The organism is Desulfosarcina cetonica JCM 12296 (assembly GCF_001311845.1).
GTDB classification, from domain to species: Bacteria; Desulfobacterota; Desulfobacteria; order Desulfobacterales; family Desulfosarcinaceae; genus Desulfosarcina; species Desulfosarcina cetonica.
Genome location: NZ_BBCC01000040.1, coordinates 1 through 26,589, shown reverse-complemented (window position 1 = coordinate 26,589; position 26,589 = coordinate 1). Strand labels below are relative to the sequence as shown.

The 26,589-nt window shown below is 57.0% G+C and carries 29 protein-coding genes and 2 pseudogenes; 22 read left to right on the top strand and 9 right to left on the bottom strand.

Going from position 1 to position 26,589, the window contains the following annotated elements; translation table 11 throughout:
• The first annotated feature begins 140 nt into the window (after positions 1–140).
• Genes JCM12296_RS11540 through JCM12296_RS47370 form a run of 5 tightly spaced genes read left to right on the top strand, consistent with a single transcriptional unit; the run spans position 141 to position 3,420 of the window.
• The gene (locus JCM12296_RS11540; RefSeq protein WP_246804174.1) at positions 141–1,418 is read left to right on the top strand and encodes an ATP-dependent metallopeptidase FtsH/Yme1/Tma family protein; all 1,278 of its coding nucleotides are present in this window, start codon (positions 141–143) and stop codon (positions 1,416–1,418) included.
• Positions 1,376–1,960, top strand: coding sequence for an ATP-dependent metallopeptidase FtsH/Yme1/Tma family protein (locus tag JCM12296_RS44240; protein WP_246804173.1), 585 nt, complete (start codon positions 1,376–1,378; stop codon positions 1,958–1,960). The genes JCM12296_RS11540 and JCM12296_RS44240 overlap by 43 nt, the downstream gene beginning before the upstream one ends.
• Positions 1,961–1,985: 25 nt before the next feature.
• On the top strand, positions 1,986–2,330 hold the full coding sequence (locus tag JCM12296_RS11535; protein ID WP_054692903.1) for a PLDc N-terminal domain-containing protein: 345 nt from the start codon (positions 1,986–1,988) through the stop codon (positions 2,328–2,330).
• Positions 2,231–3,187, top strand: coding sequence for a phospholipase D-like domain-containing protein (locus JCM12296_RS11530; protein WP_172683865.1), 957 nt, complete (start codon positions 2,231–2,233; stop codon positions 3,185–3,187). The genes JCM12296_RS11535 and JCM12296_RS11530 overlap by 100 nt, the downstream gene beginning before the upstream one ends.
• Positions 3,142–3,420, top strand: coding sequence for a phospholipase D-like domain-containing protein (locus tag JCM12296_RS47370; protein ID WP_083456073.1), 279 nt, complete (start codon positions 3,142–3,144; stop codon positions 3,418–3,420). The genes JCM12296_RS11530 and JCM12296_RS47370 overlap by 46 nt, the downstream gene beginning before the upstream one ends.
• Here JCM12296_RS47370 and JCM12296_RS50420 read toward each other — a convergent pair.
• The 5 genes from JCM12296_RS50420 to JCM12296_RS11505 are packed head-to-tail and all read right to left on the bottom strand — an operon-like array spanning position 3,354 to position 6,022.
• A complete protein-coding gene (locus JCM12296_RS50420; RefSeq protein ID WP_422698682.1) occupies positions 3,354–3,593 on the bottom strand; it encodes a DUF2867 domain-containing protein in 240 nt (79 codons plus the stop codon). The two genes, JCM12296_RS47370 and JCM12296_RS50420, sit on opposite strands and share 67 nt — an antisense overlap.
• Positions 3,551–3,970: a DUF2867 domain-containing protein gene (locus tag JCM12296_RS41720; protein WP_054692897.1), complete on the bottom strand. Its 420-nt coding sequence runs from the start codon at positions 3,968–3,970 to the stop codon at positions 3,551–3,553. Before JCM12296_RS41720 ends, JCM12296_RS50420 begins: the two co-directional genes overlap by 43 nt.
• Before the next feature lie 24 nt (positions 3,971–3,994).
• The gene (locus JCM12296_RS11515; RefSeq protein ID WP_054692892.1) at positions 3,995–5,293 is read right to left on the bottom strand and encodes an ABC1 kinase family protein; all 1,299 of its coding nucleotides are present in this window, start codon (positions 5,291–5,293) and stop codon (positions 3,995–3,997) included.
• Positions 5,283–5,540, bottom strand: a complete 258-nt coding sequence (locus JCM12296_RS11510) for a hypothetical protein (RefSeq protein WP_157067549.1) — start codon at positions 5,538–5,540, stop codon at positions 5,283–5,285. The genes JCM12296_RS11515 and JCM12296_RS11510 overlap by 11 nt, the downstream gene beginning before the upstream one ends.
• A 14-nt stretch (positions 5,541–5,554) precedes the next feature.
• Positions 5,555–6,022: a TetR/AcrR family transcriptional regulator gene (locus JCM12296_RS11505; protein WP_054692888.1), complete on the bottom strand. Its 468-nt coding sequence runs from the start codon at positions 6,020–6,022 to the stop codon at positions 5,555–5,557.
• A 475-nt stretch (positions 6,023–6,497) separates the two neighbouring features.
• Here JCM12296_RS11505 and JCM12296_RS11500 point away from each other — a divergent pair, with 475 nt between their 5' ends.
• From JCM12296_RS11500 to JCM12296_RS44230, 9 genes and pseudogenes are all read left to right on the top strand, one after another.
• Positions 6,498–7,100, top strand: a complete 603-nt coding sequence (locus JCM12296_RS11500; RefSeq protein WP_054692886.1) for a hypothetical protein — start codon at positions 6,498–6,500, stop codon at positions 7,098–7,100.
• 202 nt (positions 7,101–7,302) lie between these two features.
• On the top strand, positions 7,303–8,406 hold the full coding sequence (locus tag JCM12296_RS11495) for a FemAB family XrtA/PEP-CTERM system-associated protein (RefSeq protein WP_054692884.1): 1,104 nt from the start codon (positions 7,303–7,305) through the stop codon (positions 8,404–8,406).
• Between the two features lie 31 nt (positions 8,407–8,437).
• Complete coding sequence (locus JCM12296_RS11490; RefSeq protein ID WP_054692882.1) at positions 8,438–9,580, top strand: polysaccharide deacetylase family protein; 1,143 nt, start codon at positions 8,438–8,440, stop codon at positions 9,578–9,580.
• A 386-nt stretch (positions 9,581–9,966) separates the two neighbouring features.
• Positions 9,967–10,197: an FAD-dependent oxidoreductase gene (locus JCM12296_RS51370; protein WP_246804172.1), complete on the top strand. Its 231-nt coding sequence runs from the start codon at positions 9,967–9,969 to the stop codon at positions 10,195–10,197.
• Positions 10,198–10,272: 75 nt separating this feature from the next.
• Entirely contained in the window at positions 10,273–13,107 is a 2,835-nt protein-coding gene (locus tag JCM12296_RS11480; protein ID WP_246804171.1) for an FAD-dependent oxidoreductase, read from the top strand.
• Between the two features lie 146 nt (positions 13,108–13,253).
• Positions 13,254–13,492, top strand: a pseudogene (locus JCM12296_RS51365) (hydrogenase iron-sulfur subunit); the annotation flags it as partial.
• Positions 13,481–13,927 (top strand): 4Fe-4S binding protein, encoded by a 447-nt coding sequence (locus tag JCM12296_RS51360; protein WP_479690859.1) that lies wholly within the window; start codon positions 13,481–13,483, stop codon positions 13,925–13,927. The pseudogene JCM12296_RS51365 and the gene JCM12296_RS51360, both read left to right, overlap by 12 nt.
• Before the next feature lie 323 nt (positions 13,928–14,250).
• On the top strand, positions 14,251–14,829 hold the full coding sequence (locus tag JCM12296_RS11470) for a DODA-type extradiol aromatic ring-opening family dioxygenase (RefSeq protein ID WP_246804170.1): 579 nt from the start codon (positions 14,251–14,253) through the stop codon (positions 14,827–14,829).
• Entirely contained in the window at positions 14,826–15,062 is a 237-nt protein-coding gene (locus tag JCM12296_RS44230; RefSeq protein WP_246804169.1) for a class III extradiol ring-cleavage dioxygenase family protein, read from the top strand. The genes JCM12296_RS11470 and JCM12296_RS44230 overlap by 4 nt, the downstream gene beginning before the upstream one ends.
• 56 nt (positions 15,063–15,118) lie before the next feature.
• Here JCM12296_RS44230 and JCM12296_RS44225 read toward each other — a convergent pair whose 3' ends face one another.
• On the bottom strand, positions 15,119–15,973 hold the full coding sequence (locus JCM12296_RS44225; protein WP_246804168.1) for a cache domain-containing protein: 855 nt from the start codon (positions 15,971–15,973) through the stop codon (positions 15,119–15,121).
• A 154-nt stretch (positions 15,974–16,127) separates the two neighbouring features.
• Positions 16,128–16,346, bottom strand: coding sequence for a hypothetical protein (locus JCM12296_RS11460; protein WP_054692878.1), 219 nt, complete (start codon positions 16,344–16,346; stop codon positions 16,128–16,130).
• Positions 16,347–16,772: 426 nt separating this feature from the next.
• On the opposite strand from JCM12296_RS11460, the gene JCM12296_RS11455 reads away from it, so the two are divergent.
• From JCM12296_RS11455 to corA, 3 genes are read left to right on the top strand one after another with little or no spacing between them, the layout of a single operon-like run.
• The gene (locus tag JCM12296_RS11455; RefSeq protein ID WP_157067547.1) at positions 16,773–17,297 is read left to right on the top strand and encodes an FHA domain-containing protein; all 525 of its coding nucleotides are present in this window, start codon (positions 16,773–16,775) and stop codon (positions 17,295–17,297) included.
• A gap of 53 nt (positions 17,298–17,350) precedes the next feature.
• Positions 17,351–18,013, top strand: coding sequence for a CorA family divalent cation transporter (locus JCM12296_RS47365; protein ID WP_281491976.1), 663 nt, complete (start codon positions 17,351–17,353; stop codon positions 18,011–18,013).
• Positions 17,908–18,414: a magnesium/cobalt transporter CorA gene (gene corA / locus JCM12296_RS47360; protein ID WP_281491983.1), complete on the top strand. Its 507-nt coding sequence runs from the start codon at positions 17,908–17,910 to the stop codon at positions 18,412–18,414. The genes JCM12296_RS47365 and corA overlap by 106 nt, the downstream gene beginning before the upstream one ends.
• Before the next feature lie 40 nt (positions 18,415–18,454).
• Here corA and JCM12296_RS11445 read toward each other — a convergent pair whose 3' ends face one another.
• On the bottom strand, positions 18,455–18,859 hold the full coding sequence (locus JCM12296_RS11445) for a YajD family HNH nuclease (protein WP_054692872.1): 405 nt from the start codon (positions 18,857–18,859) through the stop codon (positions 18,455–18,457).
• A 272-nt stretch (positions 18,860–19,131) separates the two neighbouring features.
• On the opposite strand from JCM12296_RS11445, the gene JCM12296_RS11440 reads away from it, so the two are divergent.
• The 3 genes from JCM12296_RS11440 to JCM12296_RS11430 all read left to right on the top strand — a co-directional run bounded on the left by JCM12296_RS11440 (position 19,132) and on the right by JCM12296_RS11430 (position 22,627).
• Positions 19,132–20,655, top strand: coding sequence for a cache domain-containing protein (locus JCM12296_RS11440; RefSeq protein ID WP_054692870.1), 1,524 nt, complete (start codon positions 19,132–19,134; stop codon positions 20,653–20,655).
• Positions 20,652–22,067, top strand: coding sequence for a sigma-54-dependent transcriptional regulator (locus tag JCM12296_RS11435; RefSeq protein WP_054692867.1), 1,416 nt, complete (start codon positions 20,652–20,654; stop codon positions 22,065–22,067). The genes JCM12296_RS11440 and JCM12296_RS11435 overlap by 4 nt, the downstream gene beginning before the upstream one ends.
• A gap of 332 nt (positions 22,068–22,399) precedes the next feature.
• Entirely contained in the window at positions 22,400–22,627 is a 228-nt protein-coding gene (locus JCM12296_RS11430; protein ID WP_054692864.1) for a histidine kinase dimerization/phospho-acceptor domain-containing protein, read from the top strand.
• Positions 22,628–23,040: 413 nt separating this feature from the next.
• On the opposite strand, the gene JCM12296_RS11425 is transcribed toward JCM12296_RS11430, so the two are convergent.
• Positions 23,041–24,144 carry a hypothetical protein gene (locus JCM12296_RS11425; RefSeq protein WP_218188052.1) on the bottom strand — a complete coding sequence of 368 codons (1,104 nt, stop codon included), beginning with the start codon at positions 24,142–24,144 and terminating at the stop codon, positions 23,041–23,043.
• A 141-nt stretch (positions 24,145–24,285) separates the two neighbouring features.
• On the opposite strand from JCM12296_RS11425, the pseudogene amaB reads away from it, so the two are divergent.
• Together amaB and JCM12296_RS11415 are read left to right on the top strand one after the other, a co-directional pair.
• Positions 24,286–25,880: pseudogene (amaB, locus tag JCM12296_RS50415) on the top strand (L-piperidine-6-carboxylate dehydrogenase).
• Positions 25,881–26,025: 145 nt separating this feature from the next.
• Positions 26,026–26,391, top strand: coding sequence for a winged helix-turn-helix domain-containing protein (locus JCM12296_RS11415; protein ID WP_054692859.1), 366 nt, complete (start codon positions 26,026–26,028; stop codon positions 26,389–26,391).
• The last annotated feature ends 198 nt before the right edge of the window (positions 26,392–26,589 follow it).

Below are 26,589 nucleotides of genomic sequence, written 5' to 3'. Positions count from 1 at the left end.
GAACGCCACCGGTCCGAGTTTGATTGCAAACATGGGGAATCCTATGTTAAACGAAAGCCTATCCGCCAGTTTTCAACCGAATCCGAAGGAATTGCCGCCCGATTGGCTGTTGGCCCACCGATCTGGCAGAAGGGATACCAATGGAAAAAAAACACCGATTTAACCTCTCTTATGTCCTGGCTGCGATTTTGGGGGTTTTGGTTCTGCAAAATCTCCTCATGGCGCAGTTCAAACCCGTTGTGATTCCTTACAGCGAGTTCATTCAGGCCGTGGCCAGCGACCGGGTCAAGGAGGTCTCCATTGGCGACGTCGCCATCCACGGGCGAATGACGGATGCACAGGGCAAAGAAATATTCTTCAAAACCGTGCGGGTGGACAATGATCTGGCCACCAAGCTCTCCGGCCACCGAATCAAGTACTCGGGCGAGATCGAGAACACCTTTTTAAAGACCCTCTTCTCGTGGCTGGTGCCGATTTCCATCTTTTACGTCATCTGGTTTTTCCTCATGCGGCGCATGCAAGCCGGCGCGGCCGGCATGATGACCCTTGGCAAGAACAAAGCCAAACTGGTGGGCGAGCATGACATCGAGACCCGTTTCATTGACGTGGCGGGCGCGGATGAATCCAAGGAGGAGCTCAGCGAGATCGTCAGTTTTCTCACCGAGCCCCAGCGCTATCAGGAATTGGGCGGACGCATGCCCAAGGGCATTCTGCTAGTTGGCCCCCCGGGAACCGGCAAAACCCTTTTGGCCCGGGCCGTCGCCGGTGAGTCGGGGGCTCCCTTTTTCGCCATCAGCGGCTCCGATTTTGTCGAGATGTTCGTGGGCATGGGCGCCGCCCGGGTACGGGATCTGTTTACCCAGGCGCGGGAAAAAGCCCCCTGCATCATTTTCATCGACGAATTGGACGCCCTGGGCAAAGCCCGGGGAGCCGGCATGATCGGCGGCCATGACGAACGTGAGCAGACCCTCAACCAGCTGTTGGTGGAGATGGATGGCTTCGACGCCCGCACCGGGGTAGTGATCATGGGGGCCACGAACCGCCCGGAAGTGCTGGATCCGGCCCTTTTGCGCTCCGGGCGCTTTGACCGCCAGGTATTGGTCGATCGCCCCGACGTCAACGGCCGCAAGGCCATCCTTGATATTCACGCCAAGCATATCAAGCTGGCCGACGATGTGGATCTGGAGGTTATTGCCCAGAAAACGCCGGGCTTTTCCGGTGCCGACCTGGCCAACGTGGTCAACGAAGCGGCCCTTTTGGCTGCCCGCAGCCAAAAGTCCGCCGTCGGTCTGGCCGAGTTGGACGAGGCCGTGGATCGCTTGATCGGCGGGCTGGAGAAAAAAACCGGGTCATCAATCCCAAGGAAAAGGAGATCGTGGCCCATCACGAAGTGGGTCACGCCCTGGTGGCGACGCTGACGCCGGGATGCGACACCGTCCACAAAATCTCGATCATTCCCCGTGGGCTGGCCGCCCTGGGCTATACCCAGCAGCGCCCCACCGAGGATCGCTACCTGATGAGCCGACAGGAACTGCTCGCCAAAATCGATGTGCTTTTGGGCGGCCGCGTGGCCGAGAAGATCATCTTCGGCGATGTGACCACGGGTGCCCAAAACGATCTGCAGCGAGCCACGGACATCGCCCGGGCCATCGTCAGCGAATACGGCATGGGTGAGACCTTGGGTCTATCCACCTATCCGCGCAATCCGGGTCCGGGCTTTCTCGGGCAAGCCCAAGGCGGTGCGGCCCGCGAGTACAGTGAACAGACCGCCGCCCGCCTGGATGAAGAGGTTCGCCAGATGTTGGCCCAGCGCGAGCAGCACGTCACCGAGCTGCTCAGCCACCAAAAGCAAACCCTGATCGCGGTGGCGAAAGCGCTGCTCCAAAAGGAAGTTCTCATGGAGGAGGAATTCATGCAGATCGTCGCCGCCGGCAAGGCGACAACGGCCAAGGACGTCTGAACACCGGTATCAAGGAATGCACTTAATGCCTGACATCAAGCTGGTTATCGAATACTGGATGCTACTGATCCCGCTGATCCTGCACATCGTGGGCATCGTCTTCATTTTCGACGCGATCATGAACGGCCGCACCAGCCAAGGTACCGTCGCCTGGGTCATGGCGCTCTTCTTTTTCCCCTATCTGGCGGTGTTTCTCTACCTTTTTTCGGCGCCCGGAGAATTCAGGACTATGCGGCGGATCACCTGTCGGGGACGACCGACATTCATCATTTGGGCAAACGCCTGCGCCAGGACCGCAAGCTCTTCGATCTCATGGAAAGCGGAACGCCGCAAATCGACGTTCTCAGCCACATCTACCATTTCCCCGTGATGAAGGGCAATCGCGCCACGCTCCTCATCGACGGACAGGCGACCTTCGATTCGATTCTGGAAGGTATCGCCATGGCCCGCGACTATGTTCTCGTCCAGTTTTTCATCGTGCATGCCGACGACCTCGGCAATCGTTTCAAGGCGGCCCTGATCGAACGCGCCCGGGCCGGCGTCAGGGTCTATTTCCTGTATGATCGCATGGGGTCCTTCGGCCTCGCGCGATCCTATATTCGGGACCTCAAAGCCGCCGGCGTTCATGTGGCCATTTTTCGCGTCGGCCGCGGATGGCTGAACCGGTTTCACATCAATTTTCGCAACCACCGCAAGATTGTCGTCGTGGATGGCGAAAAAAGCTGGGTCGGCGGCCATAATGTGGGCGACGCCTACCTGGGAAAAGGCCGGCGTTTCAAGCGTTGGCGGGACACCCATGTGAAGGTCGAGGGTTCGGTGACCCTGGCCGCCCAGCTTTCGTTCGTGGAAGACTGGCACTGGGCCTGCGGCCAACTGCCGGAGGTCTCCTGGGCGCCACCGCCGGCTTTCGGCAACGAACCGGTCCTGTGCATCCCCACCGGGCCCGGCGACCTGGTGGAGAGCTGCTCCCTGATGATGGTCCAGGCCATCAATGCCGCCACCCGGCGCTGTTGGATGCTCAGTCCCTATTTCGTTCCCGATGTGGCCGTGATCAAGGCATTACAGCTGGCCGCCATGCGCGGCGTGGACGTGCGCATCCTCATTCCCGCCCATCCGGACAAGCGGGTTGTCTGGTGGCGGCCCACAGTTACCTGGCCGAGGTCGCCGTGGCCGGCGTGCGCATGTATACCTATCAGGAAGGCTTCATGCACCAGAAAGTGTTTCTGATCGACGACTGCCTGGCCGGTATCGGAACGGCCAATCTGGACAACCGCTCCCTCCGGATCAACTTCGAAATCACCATGGTTTTTACCGAGCCTGAATTCCTCGGCAAGGTAGAGGCCATGTGCCGGACCGATTTCGCCGCCGCCATCCCCCTGACCACCGACGACATCTACCGCCGCCCCCTGGTGTTCCGCCTGGCCATCCGGGCGGCACGGCTGTTTTCACCGATTCTCTGAAATGGCTGTTTGAATTGATCGATCAGGCCGGTCTTGCACGGCGTTGCGGGGCATCCGCGCGTTTGTTCCGTTTGCCGACGCGCACCGGCCTTCATCATCTCCCGCACCACCAGATGGTGGAAGGGCCGGATCAGGTTGAAGTAGACCGGACCGGTCCAGTTGCGGTAGCGCACGGTGGTGAACACGGAAAATTGATTGCGCCCGTCTCCCAGAGGATGTGCACGATGCCGAAATAGGCGCTCAGATGGTTGTCCGGCGGGGTCTCGGCGACCCAAAAACGATCTTCTTCGGCCCGATGGACGATGAAAAACGAGGCCTTTTCACCGGATGTGAACGGGATCCGGTCCGGCGTCAGCGACTCCAAGTCCTCGGGCTTTTCATGGCGCACCAACCCCAGACCGATCACCAAGAGCTCTCGGATGCGGTAGAGCATGGCGATCCACCACGGCTCAAAGCCAAGCATGCCGGCGATGAAGTCCCGCAGGGATACATCGGCCGTGATATGTTTCAGATCCCAGTAATCGGCATCCGCGAAATAGTCCTTGAACATGGGATGATCGGCAAGGTCGGCATGTCACTCTCCCCATTCGAACGGGTTGCGGAAACAGACCCGGGCGCCCAGCATTTCAAACAACCGCAACAAGCCGTAGCGGGTCCGATCCAGAAAAATGAACTCGGGATTGACGGTGAGGTGCCGGCGCAAGCCATGGAAGCGACGCAGCACGACCTTGCCCTCCCGGATGAAGGTGCACCGGCCGCTGAAATCGAATGTCTCATCGGCAAAAAGCCGGCCGAACCACTGGCAGATTTCATTGGAAACCTGGTGAAGGCGCTGCTCGGTATCCGTGCCCAGGTCGGCAGACATTATGCCAAGGGCCGCCATCTGCCGGAAGTGGGCATCGTTGTTCCGATGGGCCGATGCCCATACCAGTTTCCGGTACTGCTCCACGAATTCGGGACTCAGGCGCTTGACGCAGCCAAAATCCACCAGCCCAATGGTCAGATCGTCGGCAATGATGAAGTTGCCCGGGTTGGGATCCGCGTGGATCATGTGGTGCTCGTAAAGCCCGGTGAGAAACAGGGCGTGCAACCGCTCGGCCACCCCATCGCGAGCCGCCTGATCGGGATGGGTCTGCAACCAGACGTCCAAGGGAACACCCGGCATCAGGGAGGTGGTCAACAGGGTTTCGGCCGACAGCTCCGGTTGCAGCACCGGCACGCGAATGCCCTCGATATGCAGCCGCTCGGCAAAGGCGGTGAGATAAGCCGCCTCCCGGCAGTAATCGATCTCTTCGTGCAACCTTGCGGAAAGCTCGTCCAGGGCAGGGATCAGCTGATCATCGCCCATCACCGGGCGCAGCAATTGGTGGAGCAGGCGAACGTCGCTGTCGATGGTGGTGCTGATGCCCGGATACTGGACCTTGACCGCCAGGAGGGTGTTTTCCAGGCTCACGGCACGGTGCACCTGCCCCAGGCTGGCTGCGGCAAAAGCCTGGAGGTCAAAATGACGAAAACATCTCTCCGGCGGCTGTCCCAGGGCATTGAATACCGCTTTTCTCACCAGTGCCCGGTTGATCGGTGGCACCTGGTGGCAGGCCCGGGCCAGCTCCCGGCAAACCGATTCCGGGAAAAGATCCATTTCCAAACTGAGCTGCTGGGCCATTTTCAAGGCCGTGCCCCGCAGCAGGCTGAGCCCCTGGAAAAGGGTTCGGGCACTGTCCTGGGCGACCTTTTCCCGCGCCGCGTCGCGTTGTTCAACCGAAAGGAATGGCCGTTTGGCATAATAGCCGAGCATCTGGGCGCCGGCCCGTGCCGCCGTGCGGCCACCGGACAAGGCCCGGCCGAGCGTGGATGTGGGCAGATCACCGGTCATCGGTATCCTCCATGAATCGTCGTTTGATGGCGTTCAAGGTGGCTGTCGGCTGGACCAGGCAATCCAGACGGCCCAAAATGTGGGTCTTGAACATGAATACGGCCAGGTCGAAAACCTTGTTGGCCACGCCGGCCTTGAGCAGCGCACAGGCCAGGTCCAACCCGCGGTCGATAAGGACGCTGGTATTGGAAAAGGTCTCCGAATCATCGGCGAGCCAGTAGCCGATCACACCAACATAGGCATCCATGAATAACTGACCGGTCAACTCCTGGAAAACCGGATCGGGAATTTCGCCAACCTCGGCGCGGCGCTCAGCATGCTGTCCATCGCCGCCAGAAATACGTCACGGATCGGCTTGATCTGCTTCCAGTCGCGGCTGCCGCCGAGCAGTACGCGCTGATAGGTCTGGGCCACGAATTCACGATCGCCCAGGTACATTTCCAGGCTGGTTTCATAAAGGGTTTGCAGCTGCTCCTGAAGGCTGAAGGTGTGAAAGCTGTCCATGGCCTTGAGTGCTTCAATGACGGCCTGCATGTGATCGGTATAATAGCCGTAGAGAATCGCCGCTTTCGTCGTGAAGTAATTGTAGATGGTGGCATCGCCGATACCGGCGGCTTTGGCGATCTGGCGCATGGTTGCCGACCGGTAGCCCTTTTCCGTGATGACCGCCACCCCGGCGCGGATGATGGCCTGCCGGTTCTGCGATTTCTGTTCCTGGCTGATCTTCATTTTTACAAAATCGCTTTCTATTAAAAGCGTCTTTTTTCTTATTTATTAAATATAGTTTTCATTTTAAGTCAATAGAAAAACGTTCTCCCGAACCCCATCGAAATCTTCTATGAAGGCCAGCATACAAAATCAGAACTAACGATTGGACCTCTTCACCCACTATGTTTAAAGTTGCCTAACGCATTAACTGGTACGCATTCGTTGCGCCACCGAAACCGACAAGCAGGACCATGGCAGGCTATACATTTGACTGGATTCACAAACAGGGCAGTGGCAAGCTAAACGAAGACGCCTATTTTCTGGGCTCCAAGATATGCGGTGTGTTTGACGGCGCCACGGCCTTGAACGGCGAGTTGTACGAAAACGGCAAGACCGGTGGCTACCTGGCCGCACAACTGGCCTGCAACGCCTTTCGGGCCAACAATGCCCCCCTGCTCAAGCTCACCGACCGGGCCAACCGCGAAATCCTCCAGCCATGCAGTCCCGGGGTGTCGACCTGGCATACAAAGAAAACCTTTGGTGCACCAGTTTCGCCGTGGTTCGCGTCGGCGCCGACACCTTTGAATGGGTCCAGAGCGGCGACAGCCTCATTCTGGCCATTGATCGAAACGACCGCTATCGGGTGCTGGTGCCGGACCATGCCCATGACACCGAAACCCTGTGCATGTGGCGGGATATGGCCGCCAGCGGAACACCGCGCATCTTCGAAAACCTGAAAGAACAGATCGTCGCCGTGCGGCGCCAGATGAACGTCACCTACGGCGTCCTGAACGGCGAACCCCAGGCCCTCGACTTCATTAGCCGGGGCCGGCAAAATCTTCGCGATATCCGACATATCCTTCTTTTCACGGACGGTCTCTTCATCCCCCAGGAAGACCCTTGCGGCGCGCACCGATTCGATATTCTGGTGGAGCGCTACCTCTCCGGCGGGCTCCAGGCGGTGTACGACCATGTGCACCAGCTCCAGTGCGCCGACCCGCTCTGCCATCGCTTTCCCCGTTTCAAACCCACGACGACGTCGCCGCCGTGGCCATCTCCATGGGCGCCTGACCCCACCAACACAAGATACGCCGATTAAAATCGATACCATCCTTCAATTGACATTCGAATTTTGGCATTTGACATTGAGCTAACCAAGACCACCGGCGTCCCGTCAGGCCAGGCAAAAGACCGACCGCCGGGTACGGTTGCCCTTAAGAAAACCGAGTAATCCTCTTGCGCGAAACGATCATTTAGCGCAGGATGAACAGGCACCTTCGGCCGTTTGAGGATTCGCCAAAATGAAGATTATCGACTGCCAGGCACCGAATGAATGGGACCGCTACGTGACCGGCCATGCCCACGGCGGCCCGTTTCATCTGTTTGGCTGGAAGACGATTCTTGAGCGGGTCTATGGGTTGAAGACATTTTATCGCATGGCAGTCGATGATGACCGGCATCCCGCAGAAGCGGAGCCGCAAGGCTTGCCGGCCATTGGCATTTGCGGGCTTGCCCTGCTGCAATCACCTTTTAAGGGCAGACGGCTCGTTTCCCTGCCCTACCTGGATGTGGGCGGCATCCTGGCCGACAATGTCGAAACCGAGGACCGGTTGTTGCAGCACGCCGTGGACATCGCCGCAAACCGGCACGCCGCCTGGATCGAACTGCGCCAAAAGGCGCCGTTGCAGGGAATTGCCGCCCTTTCTTTGGGCACGGGCGAACCTATCGTTCAGGGCCTGGCCCGGATTCGCCACCTGCAGGTGTCAAGCCATAAGGCCAGCCTGCAACGCCGCCTGCCCGATGATGCCGAAGAATTGATGCACAGTTTCAAATCCAAGCTGCGCAGCCAGGTTCGCAAAGCCATGAAAAACGGGCTGACCCACACGGTGGGCGGCCCCGAGCTATTGACCGACTTTTACGCGGTCTTCAGCCACAACATGCGCGACTTGGGATCACCGGTGCATGCCCGTAAACTGTTCGCGGCGGTGCTTGACACCTTTGGCGAAGATGCCCGGATCGTTCTGGTGCGTCACGGCCAAAAAGCCGTGGCCGCGGCCTTGGTGCTGCGCTTTGGGAATCGCCTGCACAACCCATGGGCCTCTTCCCTGCGCGCCTACCGCCGGCTGGGGGCCAACATGCTGCTCTATTGGGCCATGCTGGCCCATGCCTGCGACACGGGTTTGCGCATTTTCGATTTCGGGCGTTCCTCGCCGGGTGCGAATACCTTCCGCTTCAAGCGGCAATGGGGGGCCGAGCCCACATCCCTTTACTGGTACTACCTGACCCTGTTCGGCAAACCGGTCGATCCGCTATCCGAACATCTTTGTTTTTCAACCTGGAAACGACTGCCGGTGGGCCTCACGCGCCTTTTAGGCCCGTATATTCGGCGGCACATCGGGCTGTAGGGCGTATCCCCGCGACCCCGGAGAATAATCCATGCCGATTCACCTGACCATTCCCATGGCGATCCAACTGGTTATCGAAGACGTCGGCTGGTGGGCGTGCTCACATCCCGTCGGTCCCAACGATCCGTTTCGTTCGGGTCTTCATCGGCGGCATCACCCGCTGGATTACGCGGCCTTGGTGCACCTGGCCAAGGCATTGAACATGCGTCCGCTGCTCGCCTTCGTGGCCTGTGAATGGGATCGTACCAACCTGCTGAAACGCGTTCCATCGGCTACCTGGATGGGCGAGGCCTGGGACAACAGCGCCAATGTTGGCCCGTGGCTGGATCAGGCGGCCGGTTTTCTCAACAGCAACCGTGATCGTCTTGAAATCGGTCTGCACGGTGTGGGGCATGAATACTGGGGAGACGGCCAGCGATCACGCACCGAGTTCCACACCCCCGAAGGCATCATGCGCCCTCGGGAGCATATCATCCGCCATCTGGAGGCATTTGCCGAAATACTTGAGCAAAACGGGTTGGGGCCTTCGCCCCAGGCCTTTGTACCGCCTGGCCTGAACCACAGCTTCGGCAATGGCGAAGCGGGAATTCAGCACATCTTGAACCAGTTCGACATCCGCTACGTGACCACCAACCTGAACAAGGCCCGCATGCACCGCCCCCGCCAACATCCCCAGATGGCCTGGGAAGCGGGTGTCCTGTTGATCGAACGCGGCATCGCCCCGGTACCCTGGCATGATCTCGCCGCCCAGCCCCAATTCGCCTTTGACCGTCCCATCTTGAGTCTTCACTGGGCCAATCTGCTCGATGACGATCTCGGCCGCAACCTGGACATCGTTCACGCCTGGGCTGCTTTCATAAAAGCCGGAATCGATCCCGTGGAACAGATGCTCGCACCGGACAGCGCCACCTGCTGGTCCCAATTCGCCTATCGCACACTGGCCCGTGTTGAACCAACAGAAGATGGATTCGAAATCGACATCCGCCCCCTGCGCCAGCTGCCGGCGCAGACCATTCAACCCTTTTTTTACATCACCTTTCAGCACCCCCAGCCGATCGACTGGCAGATTGCGGGGGGAACGCTTCAGCCGCAGGGATCACCAACCGACGCCGTCCGGTTATTCACCGTCAGCCCGGATGCGCATACCGACATTATCCGTCTGGCACGGTATTGACGGATTCGTAACAAGCCCGATATCGGCGTTACGCGTATCCTTCGTCACTGCGGCGTACGCAAAAACACGCCTCATTCCTCAGGATTCGCAAGCCTTGATCTCGGGCTTGTTACGAATCCGTCGGAACAGCGACTTTTTACGAGTTCATCAAGATTGGGTGCCGATTTATTTGGGTCGGCAACACGTTATGTTTTTATTGACATAAATAAAATGGCTATGTTATAGCTGCGATGTAATTCGAATGGGTCCTCCCGTATTTTGAGATATCCCCAATAGAAAAATCTTTTCTAAAATAGGTAACGTCAGGCAAAGGCGATTTTTTGGCCAAAATATGCTAAAAATAACATAAAGTAACTTTATAAAATCATACGAATAATAATAATAATATGAAAAACGACATTATTCCCAAGGAAGTCATCGAACAATTTTCAAGGTCATCCGCATCCCGCCATTTTGGTGATGTCATGGTGGTTGGTGGCGGTGTCAGCGGTATTCAGGCCTCCCTGGATCTGGCCACAGCCGGCTTCAAGGTTTATCTGGTGGAGAAAGCGCCGAGCATTGGCGGCCACATGGCCCAGCTGGACAAGACCTTTCCGACCAATGACTGCTCGATGTGAATTCTCTCACCGAAACTGGTCGAGGTCGGCCGGCATCCAAACATCGACGTTCTGACACTTACCGAAGTCAACCGTGTGGAAGGCAAAGCGGGAAACTTCAAGGTCACCCTAACCCAGCATCCGAGGTATATTCGTGAAGACAAATGCACGGGGTGCGGGATCTGCGTCAAATACTGCCCGGTTGAATACCCGGACCCATTCAATCAGGCAATATCGAAGAACAAGGCCGTGCACGTCTACTTTTCGCAGGCCATTCCCCTGGTGGCCTACATTGACCAGAGCTGTCTCTACCTCAAGGAAAAGAAATGCCTGGTATGCGATAGCGTATGCCAGGCGGATGCAATCGATTTAAGGCAACGTGAAGAGAAGATTAACGTTGCGGTCGGCGCAATTATTCTCGCTTCCGGCATCAAGCCCTTTGATCCAAGAAACCACGCGGAGTACGGCTATGGAAAGATGCAAAACGTGGTAACCAGCATGGACTATGAACGCTTGCTTTCCTCCACCGGTCCCTACCGGGGTGAGATTCTGCGCGCGTCGGATAAAAAGCATCCCAAAAACATCGCCTGGATTCAGTGCGTCGGGTCACGGCGGACGACCATGGGCGGAAACAGCTACTGCTCAGGTGTATGCTGCACCTATACCCAGAAACAGGTCATCCTCACCAAGGACCACGCACCGGATGCCCGCTGCACGATCTTCCACAACGACATCCGGGCATTCGGAAAGGACTTCGAGCGCTACTTCCAGCGCACGGCGGCATTGCCCGGTGTACGCTTTATCCGCAGTTACGTTTCGGTTGACCGGGAGGAGCCTGAAAACAGGAATGTGGTGGTGCGCTATGCCACCGCCGATGCGGGCGTCAAGGAGGAAACCTTCGACATGGTGGTCCTGTCCGTGGGACTCACCCCACCGGCGGACCATCTCGGTTTGGCCCAAACCTTTGGGATCGCGCTGAGTGATCACGGGTTCAATCGCGCCGACCCTGTCAACCCCATCGCCACCAGCCGTCCGGGAATCTTCGTCAGTGGCGCCTTCCAAGGCCCCACGGATATCCCTGAATCGGTGTTCTCGGCCAGTGGCGCGGGGTCCCTGTGCGGAACCCTGTTGGACAAGCGCCGGGGCAAGCTGACCAAGGAACGGATTTATCCATCGGAACGCGATGTCGCCGGTGAGGAGCCCCGCATCGGCGTGTTCGTGTGTCATTGCGGCGCCAATATTTCCAGCGTGGTCAATGTCTCATCGGCAGTAGAATATGCCTTGACATTACCCAATGTGGTCTATGCAAAGGAACAGCTATTCTCGTGCGCCACCAACTCCGCCCAGGAGATTACCGATTTGGCCCGGGAGAAGGGCCTCAACCGGGTCGTGATCGCCGCCTGCTCGCCCCGGACACTGGAGCCCCTTTTCCGCGACACCCTGCGCGAGGCAGGACTCAATCAATACTACATGGACATGGCCAACATCCGCGAGCATTGCTCATGGGTGCATTCCAAGCAAAAGGAAGCGGCCACCGAGAAAGCCAAGGACATCATCCGCATGTCCGTGGCCCGCGCCCGCCGGCTCGAACCCCTGCAGGAATTCGACCTGCCCGTGAACAAGGCGGCGTTGGTGGTGGGAGGCGGGATCGCCGGCATGACCTGTGCCCTTTCCATTGCCAGCCAGGGTCATCCGGTGCACTTGGTGGAGCGCGACAAGGAACTGGGTGGCATGGCACGGCGCATCCCCACCACCCTCGAGGGAATGGATGTCCAGGCCCACCTGAGCGATCTGATTCGCAAGGTCTACCAACATCCGTCCATCCACGTGTTGCATGACGCCCAAATCATAGATGTCGCAGGCTATGTGGGCAACTTCGAAACCACGGTCGAATCCGAACGCGGGGTCAGCCGCATTCAGCACGGCGCGGCCGTGATCGCCGTCGGCGCGGATGTGTATCAACCGACCGAGTACCTGTACGGCGAAAACCCTCAGGTGGTCACCCATCTGGAACTGGGCGAACGGATCGCCGAAAAAGACGAAACGATCGAAAGCGCCCAAAGCGTGGTGATGATCCAATGCGTAGGCTGCCGCACCACCGAACGCAACTACTGCAGCCGGGTCTGCTGCAGCCATGCGATCAAAAATGCCTTGACGCTCAAGGCGATCAACCCGGACATGAACGTCGATATCCTATTTCGCGACATGCGGTCCTACGGTCTGCGGGAAGATTATTATCGCGCGGCCGCGGACAAGGGGGTGCGTTTCATCCGCTGGGAACCGGAGGATCCACCCAAGGTCGAAGCCGGTACCGGCGAAGATGGACGGCCGGTGGTAAAAGTGACGGTCGCCGATCCGATTCTGGGTCAGCGTCTGGAACTGGATGCGGATATCCTTTCCCTGGCCGCGGCCGTGATCCCGTCGCCCTCGACCGACGCGATCGCCAGCCTGTTCAAGGTAACCCTCAGCCCGGACGGGTTCTTCAAGGAGGCCCACGTGAAACTCAAACCCGTGGAGTTTGCCACCGATGGCGTGTTTTTGTGCGGCACGGCGCATTACCCCAAGCATATTCAGGAAACCATCAACCAGGCCTATGGCGCTGCCGGCCGAGTGCTCACCCTGCTCTCCAGGGATACCGTGGTGGCTTCCGGCGCGGTGTGCGCGGTGACGGCGAAAAAGTGCATGGGCTGCGGCGCGTGCCTTGATGTTTGCACCTATGGGGCCATCGAGATGCAAAAGAGCCGGAAAGGCGACAAGGCGGTGGTCAACCCAGTCCTTTGCAAGGGCGACGGGTTGTGTAACGCCGTCTGCCCGACCGGTGCCATCGTTCTCCAGCATTTTACCGATCGGGTGATGCTCAGCCAGATTGATGCGGTGAGCGCCATATCGGATAGTGTGCTGCAAATCGACGAAGTAACGGCTTGTGACTGACCGACAACCATCCATCCGTACCTGAACCATAAGGAATCTGATCAATGACTGCGAAAAAAGACTTCAAACCCCGGATCCTGGGCTTTGTTTGTCATTGGTGAGCTTACGGCGCTGCCGATTTAGCTGGAGTTTCCAGACTACAATATATGTCGGAGATCAGGCTCGTTCGTGTCATGTGTTCGGGACGGGTGGACCTGGCTTTTCTTCTGCAGGCGTTTGCCGCGGGCGTGGACGGTGTCTTTATTGGCGGATGTCGCTCAATGAGTGCAACTACATCACCCAGGGGAATTTTTATGCCCTCAACGTGACGCTCCTGGGCAAAAGGATCCTGCAGCACATCGGACTAAACCCCGGACGGCTGCAAATCGAATTCATGTCCGGTGGCGACGGGCTCCTGTTTGCCGAGGTGGTCGATGCGTTCGTCAAACAGGTGCAAGCCCTGGGGCCGTTGGGAAAAGGCGCGGAAGAAAATATCGGCAGCCAAGCACTGGCCTCCCGTCTCTCATCGGTAATGAAGTTGGTGCCCTACATCAAGATTGCAAAAAGGGAAAAACTGACCGCGCGTTTGACAAACGAAGCTGCTTATGAGGCGCATTTTACCAGCGAGGAGATCGACAGCCTGTTCGAGAATGTCGTTTCCTACTACATCGAACCATCGGCCTGTAAAGCCTGCATGACGTGCCTTCGAAGATGCCCCGTTGACGCCATTGATGGCCGAAAAAATTGGATCCATGTTATCGATCAGGAAAAATGCATTAAATGCGGAACCTGCCTGGAAGCCTGCCCACCCCTATTCAGTGCCGTCAGAAAAAATTTCTGACGGCGCTGCCCCTCCCCCCATTGCCGAAGCGGATCGAACCATTATCAGAAAACAGTAAGGACGAACGCCCGTTTTCTTAGCGCTGGGCTCAGGCCGCCGTGCAAGGCCACGGCAAAAAATCAGCGAAAACCGTTCCCGCCGACGATGCTGTGCATAATCGCATTCTCAATTTGCAAATATCGGCTGTTGATTTGCAATAAAACAGCAATATGTTTGATGCGAAACAGCCGGCTTCATATCATCATTTGCCGGACAACGGATGCATAAAAAAGTGAAATAAAACAGAGGCAACCGTAACGGGGACAAAGCAAAGGGGCCATATCATGGGTGGACTCAGCCATAAACCGCATCACCGCGTATTGTATCTTTCACATGGGGCCGGGCCGATGCCCTTGTTGGGCGATGATGGGCATCGAGAGATGGTCGACAATCTGAAAACGATTGCCGCCAAAATTTCAAAACCGTCTGCGATTATCCTCATCAGCGCCCACTGGGAGGCGGCGGTTCCGACCATAACGCAGGCGCCTAATCCGCCCCTGCTCTATGATTACTATGGATTCCCCAAACAAGCGTATGAAATCCAGTATCCGGCACCCGGGAAGCCCGACCTTGCCCACAAGGTATCTTCGGTTTTAAGTGACAAGGGCATAAAGTCCATCCTCGACGACAACCGCGGTTTCGATCATGGCTTGTTTGTGCCCCTTAAAATCATGTACCCCGAGGCGAATGTGCCTTGCATTCAAGTATCGTTGGTGAAGGGTTTGGATCCCAAAACGCACATTCAAATGGGAGCGGCGTTGGCGTCCTTGGAAGATGACAATCTGCTGGTCATCGGCTCCGGATTTTCCTTCCACAACATGAACGCTTTTTTGCACCGAGAACTGCCGAGATGGATCGGATGAACGCGGATTTCAGGCATTGGTTGGATGACACCTGTGCAAATCCAAACCTCGAAGAAACCGAAAGAACCCGGCTTTTGGTAGACTGGGAAAAAGCGCCTGCGGCTAGGTTTTGCCATCCCCGGGAAGAGCATTTATTGCCGCTGCATGTCTGTTACGGTGTTGCCAATCGCGCTTGCAGCGCGTTTTTCAATTTGGAAATCATCGGGAAAAAGGCAAGTACGTATCTATGGTGAGAAAAATCAAAAAACCGCAGCCGGCATGACCCGGCTGCGGACATATGATCGGCAAGCTATTTGTAAATCCCCGCACCGACAAAATAGGGCGTTCCCGTCACCCGCAGGATGTAGCTGCTTTTTGCTGCCGGCGCATTCTGGCCCGGTTTGGGCCACATATAGTCCACCCAGCCATTGCTCTTGTTGCCGGCCAACTCAACAAATTCCATGAAGAGGGGCTTGCCGTCGGTATCTTTGACCTGCAACAAATTGTCCTTCTGAGTCAATTCCGGTTTAATGGGATGAGCGAGCATTTTTCCATCCAGATCCATTAAAAAGACGTAGGTATCTTTCCAAACAAACGGACCTTGCTTGTCGCCAATCGCTGTTATGGCGCTGTCAATCCCCTTTTCCTGGATCAACTTGGCCGCCGCCTCGCATTTGGCGATAACTTCATCTTGGGTGGCGTTTTCAGCCCAGGCCAGCGTTGTAAAGCAGGCGATCAGCATGAGGATCATGGTCATCGTGAACACTGATTTTTTCATGGACGCTCCTCCTTCTTGGTTATCCGTTGAATTGAAACATACAGGTTGCCAGAAGATCTTGGAACGGAAAGCGCGGGCATCACCCCCTTCGGTCTCCTTTTTGACGCGTTCATCAAAATTGAGAAAAGCAAGGCACAAGCAGCGATCGTGAAAGCAACGGCAAAAGCGCGGGATGGTCATCGACGTCAGGCAGTAGTCTGATGAGCGGTGGTTTGAAGTATTCTGCAATGAGCACGCCAGACCGGTTTTTCCGATCCACAAGATGCACGTAAAAAATGTCAGCGCGCGCCGAATTAAAGTCAGCTCACGCCCGACATCGAAATAACGCATTGAAATGATGCGATTGTTATCCAATGCCGCAGTACGACAGGCGTCATTGACAGGCACCCATAACGCGTTTATTGCAAACCACCAAGCAGCGCAACCGGGGCCTTTGGGTTTGGCGATGCCTTAAATGCAGTTACGAAAATTGCGCGCCATAAACCATTAATTGCACACTTGCATGTGCATGGCATTGCGCCCGATAAACCGTCAGGCGGGATCACACGTGATTGTGATGCATATTGATGCGTTTCTTTTTGATTTCCGCGGATTCGTAGTAGCGGCTCTTTTTATCGATCCACCAACCGTTAGCCCGGTTTTCACCGTCGTGGTATCCCAACTGATACCCATGCCGCGCACCGGCCAGAAACGCGGCGGCAAACAAAACCATGGATACCACCAGCGCGATGATTTTACTTTTGGTAATAAACGATCTCATGTCGGCGCCAATCCTTTTACGTTGAACATTAGCAATTGTTTCGGCCATTCGAGGAAAGACTTGACGGGTTTTGAGATCGTTCCGGCAATGCCGGATCGGCTGTCGAGGGGGCTGACCGCATCGGAGGTTAAGAAAGCGGTCCGATGTGCCGAAAAAGGGTTTTGGCGGACGGCCAATTGCCGGTGTCAGGGCCATGAATGCGGTTAAACGGTCGATACGCGCAACCCCGGTAGGCACAAGTATCGGCCGACCCGATGAACACGCGGCCGAACACCGTTTGCCGGCCCGGCAAAAAAACTTGATTAGTTAAAACTTTTAAGCTGAAATAGGGCGTCTGTGTTCATCACATGACCGGCACCAACAGGGGCCGTGAAACCACCGGGAAACACGGCTCGGGTCTTTAAAAGCAACAACGGACTGGTGACGATGATCATATATTGCGAGGAGTGCGGTTTTAAAAACATTGTGGATGAAAAACGCATTCATGGGAAAGACCCCCAGATCCCCTGTGAACAATGCGGTGACCTGTTGCGCTTTTATGGGCTTAAGGCCAAGGCCCTGAAAGCCATAGTGGAAAAGCCCAGGCCAGCCCCCAAGAAAAAGAAAGCCAAGCCGCGGCCGCCGGCACTGATCCTCAAATATGGCAATGTGGTCGTCCTGGTCAACGAATCCCGCCCCCGGGTGGAGATTGGCCGCCAGAAAGGCAATGACATCCAGGTGGTCAAAAACCGGGTATCCCGAATTCACGCATTTATCGAACTGAAAGACGGTGAATATTATCTCACCGACCAGAGTTCCAACGGGACCTATTTTTTCTTGGTGGGTGGGCAGGGAACCACGTTGAAAAACGAAACGGTCAAGTTGACCGCTAAAGGCGTGATAGGGCCCGGCTACAAGGTCGATCTTGATTCTTCCGACGCGATTCACATTCTGTTCGAAACCCTTTCCTGACCTGACCTGCCGGACCGCCAACGGCTTGCCGCTATCCAGTCAAAGGACCCGTCATGCCCCGATTTACGCGAAGATCGACCAAAAAGGCCGGCAGCGCACCCGGCACCTTGATTCACGTGGGGGAGCGGCGAACCGACCATGTCCGTCTCTCCATGATGCATTATGAAGGGGAACGGCTCATCGAACAGACCGTGGACCGGATCGAAGCCGTCCTGCCCCTGATCAAGCCTGAAACCACGACCTGGATCAACATCGACGGCATTCACGATGTCGATTTAATCGCCCACATCGGAGAGACGTTCCGGGTCCACCCCTTGACCCTGGAAGATATTCTCAACACCACGGCCCGCCCCAAGGATGAGCTTTTCGACGACTATCTGTTCGTTCTGCTCAAGATGGTTCGCTATGATACCACAGAGCAGCGCATCCAGTCGGAACAGATCAGCCTGATTCTGGGGCAAACCGTCCTGCTCTCGTTCCAGGAAGCGGTGGGTGATGTTTTCGATCCGGTGCGCGAGCGCATCCGCAAGGGCAAGGGGCGTATCCGCGAGGCCGGTGGCGCGTACCTGGCCTACGCGCTCATCGACGCATCGTGGATCATTACTTCTTCATTCTGGAAAAGCTGGGTGAACGGCTGGAAAGCCTGGAAGAGAATATCGACGAGACCGCCCACGCCGGCATGCTGGAAGAGATCCACGCCATCCGCCGGGAGTTGATCTATTTGAGAAAACAGGTCTGGCCGCTGAGAGAGGTTGTCGCCCACCTGCTCAAAGGAGATACCCCGTTCATCGGCGAAGCCACCGGAATGTTTCTGCGCGACGTCTATGACCACACCATCCAGGTCATCGATACCATCGAGTCCTTCCGGGATACCCTCTCGAGCCTCCAGGACCTTTACCTGTCCATTATCAGCAACCGCATGAATGAAGTGATGAAGGTGCTGACCATCATCGCCACGATCTTCATCCCCATCACTTTCATCGCCGGCGTCTACGGGATGAACTTTGCTCACATGCCCGAACTGACATGGCGCTGGGGATACCTCGCGTTCTGGCTGGCGGTCATCGCCATGGCCGTGAGCCTGGTGCTTTTCTTCAAGCACAAAAAATGGCTTTAACAGCTGTTTGCGCGCATCATCCCATGGCGTAGGGGCAGTCCTATTTGCCCTCCGGACCGCCGTCGGTTTTGCTTTTCAGCAACGCTTCCAAGGCGGCAAAGGGACGCTGGGAAAAATCGGATTCAGACGTCTCGCGCGTTGACCGGCTGTTGTCGTAGGATTCGGCCACTTCGAGACGACCGTGTTCGTTGTCGTGGCAATAGATACACAACAGCTCCCAGTTGCTGCCGTCGGGTGGATTGTTGTCGTGGTTGTGGTCGCGATGATGGACGGTCAGTTCCCGCAGTTGTTTGCCGCTGAACTCGCGGCCGCAGCGGCCGCAGACATGCGGGAACAGTTTCAAGGCTTTCTCGCGGTACGTCTTCTCCCGCTCCTGCATGTGGCGACGCGCATCGGCGACCACCCGGGAGAGTTGATCCGAACCATTGGATTTCTTTTTGGGCATGGCTTGACTCCATGGCGGTTGAAAGGTGAACGCCGCTGATCGAGGACGGCCACAGGCGGCCGGCGCCTCAATTCATCTGATTCGTCCATAGCATTCCCGTTGGCGCGGAACAAGCCCCACTGGGGCCCCAACCATCGCGCCGGTCACGCGCAAGCCTCAATTTGCAATTGATTTTCAGCGCTAATCGGGTAAGCTTCACCTCTACCGAACCCGGCAAGGCATGGCAACCGCAAGGCGTTACCCACGCCGCAATCGTGAAGGGCACACCAACCATGAAGCAAGTCAGCCACATGCTCGGTCAAATTCCCATTCGTATCTTTCTGCCGGTGGTCCTGACCGTGCTGCTGTTCATCCTGACGATCTTTCTGTTGATCCTGCCTGAAATGAAAGAACGGCTGCTGGAGGGCAAACGCGAGGTCATCCGCGAATTGGTGGCATCGGCCTGGAGCAGCCTGGACGATTTTGCCCGGCAGGAACAGGAAGGGCACTTGACCCGCCGGGAAGCCCAGCAGCAGGCCATCCACCATATCCGCGGATTGCGTTATGGGTATGATCAGAAAGACTATTTCTGGATCAACGACATGCAGCCGCGGATGATCATGCACCCCTACCGCCCCGATCTTGAGGGCAAGGATATTTCGAATTTCACCGATCCTTCGGGAAAGCGGCTGTTTGTCGATTTCGTCAATACGGTGCGTAATAACGGGGCCGGCTATGTTGATTATCAATGGCAGTGGATGGACGATCCCACCCGCATTGTCCCCAAAATTTCATATGTCAAAGGATTCGCCCCCTGGGGCTGGATCATCGGTACCGGCATTTATGTGGGCGATGTGCACGCCCAGATATCGGCCATTACGCGCAAGACGACCTTTATCTGCCTCTGGATCCTGCTGCTGATCATTTTGCTGTCGGTGCATATCGTCTGGCATGGCATCAAGGTCACCGGCGAAAAAAGACAGGCCGAGGAGATGGCGCGGGTTAAACAGGAGCAGCTCTTCCAGGCCGCGAAAATGGTCTCCCTGGGCACCCTGGTCTCGGGCGTGGCCCATGAAATCAACAACCCGATTACATCGATCCTTTTGAACGCCCCCAATTTGGGACGCACATGGGAGGCCATCATCCCGATTTTGGATGCGCATCAGCAGCAGCATGGGGATTTTCAGGTCGGGGCCGCCCGATTCAGTCGGATCCGTGATCGCATCCCCCAGATGCTTACCGGCATCACGGACGATGCCCGGCGGGTGCGCAACATCGTTGCCGATCTGAAGGACTTCTCCAGGGACAACCCCTCCGCCATGAAGGATCAGGTGGACCTGAACGATGTCATCAAAAAAGCCGTGGTCCTGACCACCAACCTGATCAAGAAGTCGACCCGGAATTTTTCCGTGGACTACCAATCCGGCTTGCCCGTTTTCAGGGGCAACGCCCAACGGGTCGAGCAGGTGGTCATCAACCTCGTGGTGAATGCCTGCCAGGCATTGCCGGACCGGGATCGGGCCATCGCCATCACCACCCGTTCAACCGCCGGGAACGACAGGGTCGTTTTTTGCATCCGTGATGAGGGGGTTGGCATCGATGGGACGGTATTGAAGCAAATTACCGATCCATTTTTCACCACCCGGCGGGAAGCGGGTGGCACCGGTCTGGGCCTGGCCATTTCCGACCGCATTGTCCGGGATCATGGCGGCGAGATGATTTTCGAATCGGTACCCGAAACCGGTACCACCGTAAGTGTGTTTTTCCCCCTGGCCGGCCGCCGGTCCGTTGAAGCGACAAATGGAGATCGTAAATGAACCTGCCCCTCAATCCGCCCCGTCCGATCCTTATCGTCGATGATGAAGCCTCCATCCTGCTGGCCATTGACACCACCCTGCAGATCGCCGGCTTGAACCATACGATTACCTGCCAAGACAGCCGCGAGGTGATGCGCATTCTGGCGGATGCGCCCATCGAACTCATGCTGCTGGACCTCAACATGCCCCATGTGGACGGTCATCGGCTGCTCGATGCGATTTGCCGAGAATACCCGAATATTCCGGTGATTATCGTCACCGGTGCCTTGGATGTGGAAACCGCCGTGCGCTGCATCAAAGCCGGCGCCTTCGATTACATCGTCAAACCCGTCGAGGCGGATCGATTGATCACCGCCGTCAACCGGGCGGCGGCCTTTCAGGAACTGCGACGCGAGAATCTCTCCCTGCGCCGGCACATTCTGAAAAAAGAACTGGAGCAACCGGAAGCATTTGCCAGCATCATCACCCAAAATGAGAAAATGCTGAACCTGTTCCGCTACGTGGAGTCCATCGCCACCACGGCACAACCCGTCCTCATCGAAGGCGAGACCGGTGTGGGCAAGGAGCTGATCGCGCGGACGATCCACCGATTAAGTGGGCTGAAAGGGAAATTCATTGCCGTGAATGCCGCCGGCCTTGACGACACGGTCTTCTCCGACACGCTGTTCGGCCATGTCAAGGGCGCGTTTACCGGTGCCGACCTGCCGCGTGGCGGCTTGATCGAACAGGCCGATGGGGGGACCCTCTTTCTCGACGAAATCGGCGATCTGCCCCAGGCCTCCCAGGTCAAGCTCCTGCGTCTTTTGCAGGAAAACGAGTATTTTGCCCTGGGCTCCGACGAACCCCGCCTGGCGAATACCCGGATCATTACGGCGACCAATCAGCAATTGTCCGAACTTTTGCGTGAAGGGCGCTTTCGCAAGGATCTCAACTACCGTCTCCAGACCCACCGCATCGTCATCCCCCCCTTGCGGGAGCGTCTGGATGACATTCCCCTGTTGTTCGACCATTTTCTGGCCCGTTCGGCCAAGCAGTTGAAAAAGGCTTCGCCCACGGTGCCCCGCGATCTTTTGCGCCTGCTTGGCGGCTATAGCTACCCCGGAAATATTCGTGAACTGGAAGCCATGATTTTCGATGCCGTCAGCCGTCACCGGGGGGAAACGCTCTCCAGCGATTCCTTCATGGCCCACATGGGCAACCTGCCCGCCCCCGGCGAAGCGCCGCAAAGCCCCCCCTCGGACAGCGAACCGATGCTCCGCTTTACCCATCGCTTACCGACCCTCAAAGAAGCCAATCAGCTCCTCATCGAGGAAGCCATGCGCCGTAGCGACGGCAATCAATCCAGGGCCGCCCGATTACTGGGCATTTCCCAACAGGCACTCAGCAAACGGTTAAAAAATCGCACGAATTGACCGCCATCGGTCCCAGCAGGACATTATTTCAGCTATCCGGCAATATTCGAAGCCCGCCACCGACAATAAATATTGTAATCACAAAATAGGTTGTATTCGAAATATAGCCGCCTATTATAATGAACTTTCTGCATGAAAAGGCACCAGACTACAATTATTTTTGTATTAAAGAAATCCTTCCGTCCACCCAAAACACATCTAAATTAAAATATTCCCGATGGTTATCAAAATTATCAATAAATGGCACATCTTTTGGTACATTTTAGAATTCGATTCATTGATTATTTGAAATTCAACAGTTACATGCATTTCGTCATCCAAGAGGATCCGGCATGGACTCGCGGCCAGCGGCACCGCTAACCGGCAGGCAGTTGATCAGCCACAACCTGATTAACGCCCTTGCATCGGTACGATCCCTGACCGAGCTCTTGGTCGAGTATCCGGGCTTGCCGGATGATGAGCGCAAGCGTTTTCTGGACCTGATCCGGCACGAAATCGACCGGCTCACCAGGCTCTTCGCACAATTAACGCGACCGTCGGAACGTATCGATCCATCTTGACCGGCGTGGTCGCTGATTGAATTGATCGTCCCCGTTCGGAAATGCGGGTCCGCCGCATTTCCTGGGCGGGATAACTGTTCACGGCCCAGGCCGGCGCCCGATATGCGGCATTCCTCCTGTGCGGCATATGACGAACAGGCAGCGTCCTGTTTGCCCTGACCTCCAAATCCCCGGTTGAATACAGCCGTAAACCGGGTGGATGGTTTCAGGTCCTGGAAAAGGTCGCTACGGCCAGAGCCCAACCCGTCGATGTCTTTCCCGGTGAATATCACCCCAGAGGCATCACCCTCGGTTCGCTTCGCCCCAAGCCGAACCCTGGTTCCGCCCAACAAAGACGGGTCCTTCAGATCGCCCCGGCACCGCCAACCGGGGCGATCTTTTTTGGCGATGTTTTTAAAACGGATGGACGCCGATCAAGCCTTGCCGACGTCGTCGAGGTGTGCCTTGAACACGGCCGGATGATCCACGTACATGTCGATGCTGCGACGGAAACCGAGACGTCTGACCAGTTCGATCCCCTGGCGGCGATACCGGTACTGTGCAAGATCGGGCATCTTGGTCGGTTTTTGGGTGAAAGCCAGCCCGGGGAGCAGCACCTGATACCGGGTGCAGTAACGCTGTAAAACGCGATCCACCAAGCCCCCCACCAGCGCCTCTTCCACCGACATCCACGCATCCGCCACCTGTTTGGCCGCCGCCAGCGTCAACCCTGGCATCTGCTTGAAAGCCCCTTTGATTTGCCGGTCGGTGGCGTGGCCGAGACAATAGTGCAACGTCTCCTCCACGGGAATCGCCATCAGCTGAAAAAGTCCGCTGCAGTTGCTCTGCCAGATGGTAAACGGCCGCCGTTGCATGCGAAAATTTTCCGTATCGAGAAATTCGATATCAAGGTCGACCGCCCCCAGATGATTGGAAAAAATGGCGCCTGAAACGCGATAGCTGGCGATTCGGCCGGATTCGTCGCTAAAACGGCAGATGGCCCGATAGACCTTGGCTAAACGGTGGACAATGAAGGCGGAAATCCCCTTTTCGGCAATCGGCGGATAGGCTTTTTTCGGAGCCGTGATTCCCGCATAGAAATTGTCCATCCGGTTCATGGCGAACAGGTAATCGGTGATATCCAGGCAATAGCGATGATAGGCAACCGCTTGGCGCAGCTCCGGCTGCGGTACAAACATCAATCGGACTTCGATTTCCTCGACGGAAAAGCGGAGCGGTTCCCTGAGTTCGAACCTTTCCCGGATTTGAGTTAAGAGCGCCTGCCGTTGGGGCAGCGTTTTGCGGATATGCGCTTCCACCTCGCCGTCGGAATCGGCCATGAATTCTCTGAATATCAAGAGCGGGGTTTCCCGCTCGGCCATCCCTGGGATTTTGGCTACCAGCGCCAAATCGTTTTCATGCCGCTCCGCCAAACCGCGGGTCGGCGTAAGCAGCCATCCGGCCAGGTTCATGGCACCGATCATCAACACTTCTCGGCGGGTAAGACCACGCGCAGGCAAATAACTGGGGTCAGGCATCTTCATGTTGCCGGTATCGGCTGTGGATCCACAAAGCATAAGGCCCGGGTTGGTCGTCTCCTTTTTGGGACAGAAAGGCGATGATACCGTTGCACCCGTCCCCGTTTGTGTTAATCTTAATATGGCGCCGGCACACCCGCGATGGCTCGGCCACTTCTGTTTGCCCGCGCTGACATCAAAAGATCGCTTGGAGGTCACATGGATTTTCTAAAACCACTTGGAATTGAAAGGAAAAACAGGGGCGTTGCCACCGGGTTGAATTGGCTCGGAACGGAGGAGGGCAATACAATCGAGGTGGTTTCGCCGGTGGACGGGAAAACCATCGCCAGTGTTTTCGCCGCCACCGAAAGGGAATACGACCAGGTGGCGGCGACGGCGCACGCCGCCTTTTTGAAGTGGCGCCAGGTCCCGGCGCCCAAACGCGGTGACATCGTCCGCCAGATCGGTATCCAACTGCGCCGCTTCAAGGAGCCCTTGGGCACGCTGGTTTCCTACGAAATGGGCAAATCCCTCCAGGAAGGATGGGGGGAAGTTCAGGAAATGATCGATGTCTGTGACTTTGCCCTGGGGCAGTCCCGGCAGCTTTACGGATTCACCATGGCATCGGAAAGGCGCGATCACCGCATGTACGACCAATATCATCCCCTGGGGGTGGTCGGCATCGTTAGTGCGTTCAACTTCCCGGTGGCCCCATGGTCCTGGAACGCCATGCTGGCCACCGTATGCGGCGACACCATCCTCTGGAAGCCCTCTTCCAAGGCGCCGCTTTCCGCCATCGCCGTCCAACACATCCTGGCCGACGTTCTGCGCGACAATGCCGATGTCGTCCCCGAGGGCCTCTTTTCTCTGGTGGTGGGAAGCGGCAGTACCGTCGGGCAACGGCTGATCGAGGATTCGCGCATCCCCTTGGTCTCGGTAACCGGCTCCACCCGCGTGGGGCGTCACGCCGCCCAAGTGGTGGCCAGTCGACTCGGACGCACCATTTTGGAGCTTGGCGGCAACAATGCCATCATCGTCACCCCCACCGCCGATCTGGCCATGGCGATCCCGGCCATCGTTTTCGGCGCTGTGGGAACGGCCGGCCAGCGGTGCACCACCACGCGCCGGATTATCGTTCACGAAAGCATCTACGACAAATTGGCGGCAGCCTGGTCAAGGCTTACGGCAACCTGCGCATCGGTTCTCCACTGGATGCCAAGAACCACATGGGACCGCTCATCGACCGCGCAGCCGTCGAAGCCTACCGGCAGGCCCTCGAACAGGTCGTCAAGCAAGGCGGCAAACGCCTCTGCGGCGGCAAGGTGCTCGAAGGCGACACGTATGCCTCCGGGTGCTACGTGGAGCCGACGATTTGCGAAGTCAAAAACGACTTCGGCATCGTTCAAAGCGAAACCTTTGCACCGATTCTCTATCTGATCCGCTACAGCGGGGATGTCCACCAGGCGATCGCGATCCAAAACGACGTGCCCCAGGGATTATCCTCGGCCATCTTCACCACGGACCTGCTTGAGTCCGAAGCGTTCCTGTCGGCCGCCGGTTCGGACTGCGGGCTCGCCAACGTCAATATCGGCACCTCCGGTGCGGAAATCGGTGGTGCCTTTGGCGGTGAAAAGGAGACCGGTGGCGGTCGGGAATCCGGTTCCGATGCCTGGAAGGGGTATATGCGGCGCCAGACCACGACCATCAATTATGGCACTCAGCTGCCGCTGGCCCAGGGCATCGTTTTCGATATTTAGGGCCCATCCAGATTAGAATGGACCGCCTTCTGCAAAATCACCAGGAGGCGGTCAAGCGCCCCACCTTTTTCCTTGCTGCCGCTTTCCGTGCCTGCTATCGTTCATTCGTTCGCCCGAATGGCGAGCCCATTCAACAGGAGGTGCGATGGCTGCGAAAAACGGAAAAGTCTTCGTCAAATCAAAAGTCTGGCTGGTGGATCGGGAGGGGCGGATCATTTTCGGCTTGGGACGCATGCGCATCCTGAGAGCCATCGAAAAATGCGGTTCGCTCAATTCGGCCGCCAAGGAACTCAAAATGAGCTACCGGGCCGTGTGGGGCAAGATCAAGGTTACCGAGGAAGCCCTTGGGAAACCCCTTCTGGTAAAAAACCAGGGTGGCAGCGCGGGCGGGGGGTCGACCCTGACACCCTATGCCTACACCCTGATGGAACGTTACCTGGAACTCTCCCGTATCATCGACAATAAAGCCGATGATCTCTTCGAATCCGGATTTCTCGATCCGCAGTCGTAAGGTCAGCAAAACGGCCTTGACGACACCCGCGATCCGATTCCCGGCCTTACCTTCCTTCTGGATGTAAAATGTGATGCAGCGACCTGGCAAAAATAATGGACTGACCGATGTCCCCGGCCTGCTGGTGGGGCATTACACGGACGCGGCCGCCGCATCCGGCACCACCGTGGTGCTCTGGCCCGACGGCGCCGTGGCCGG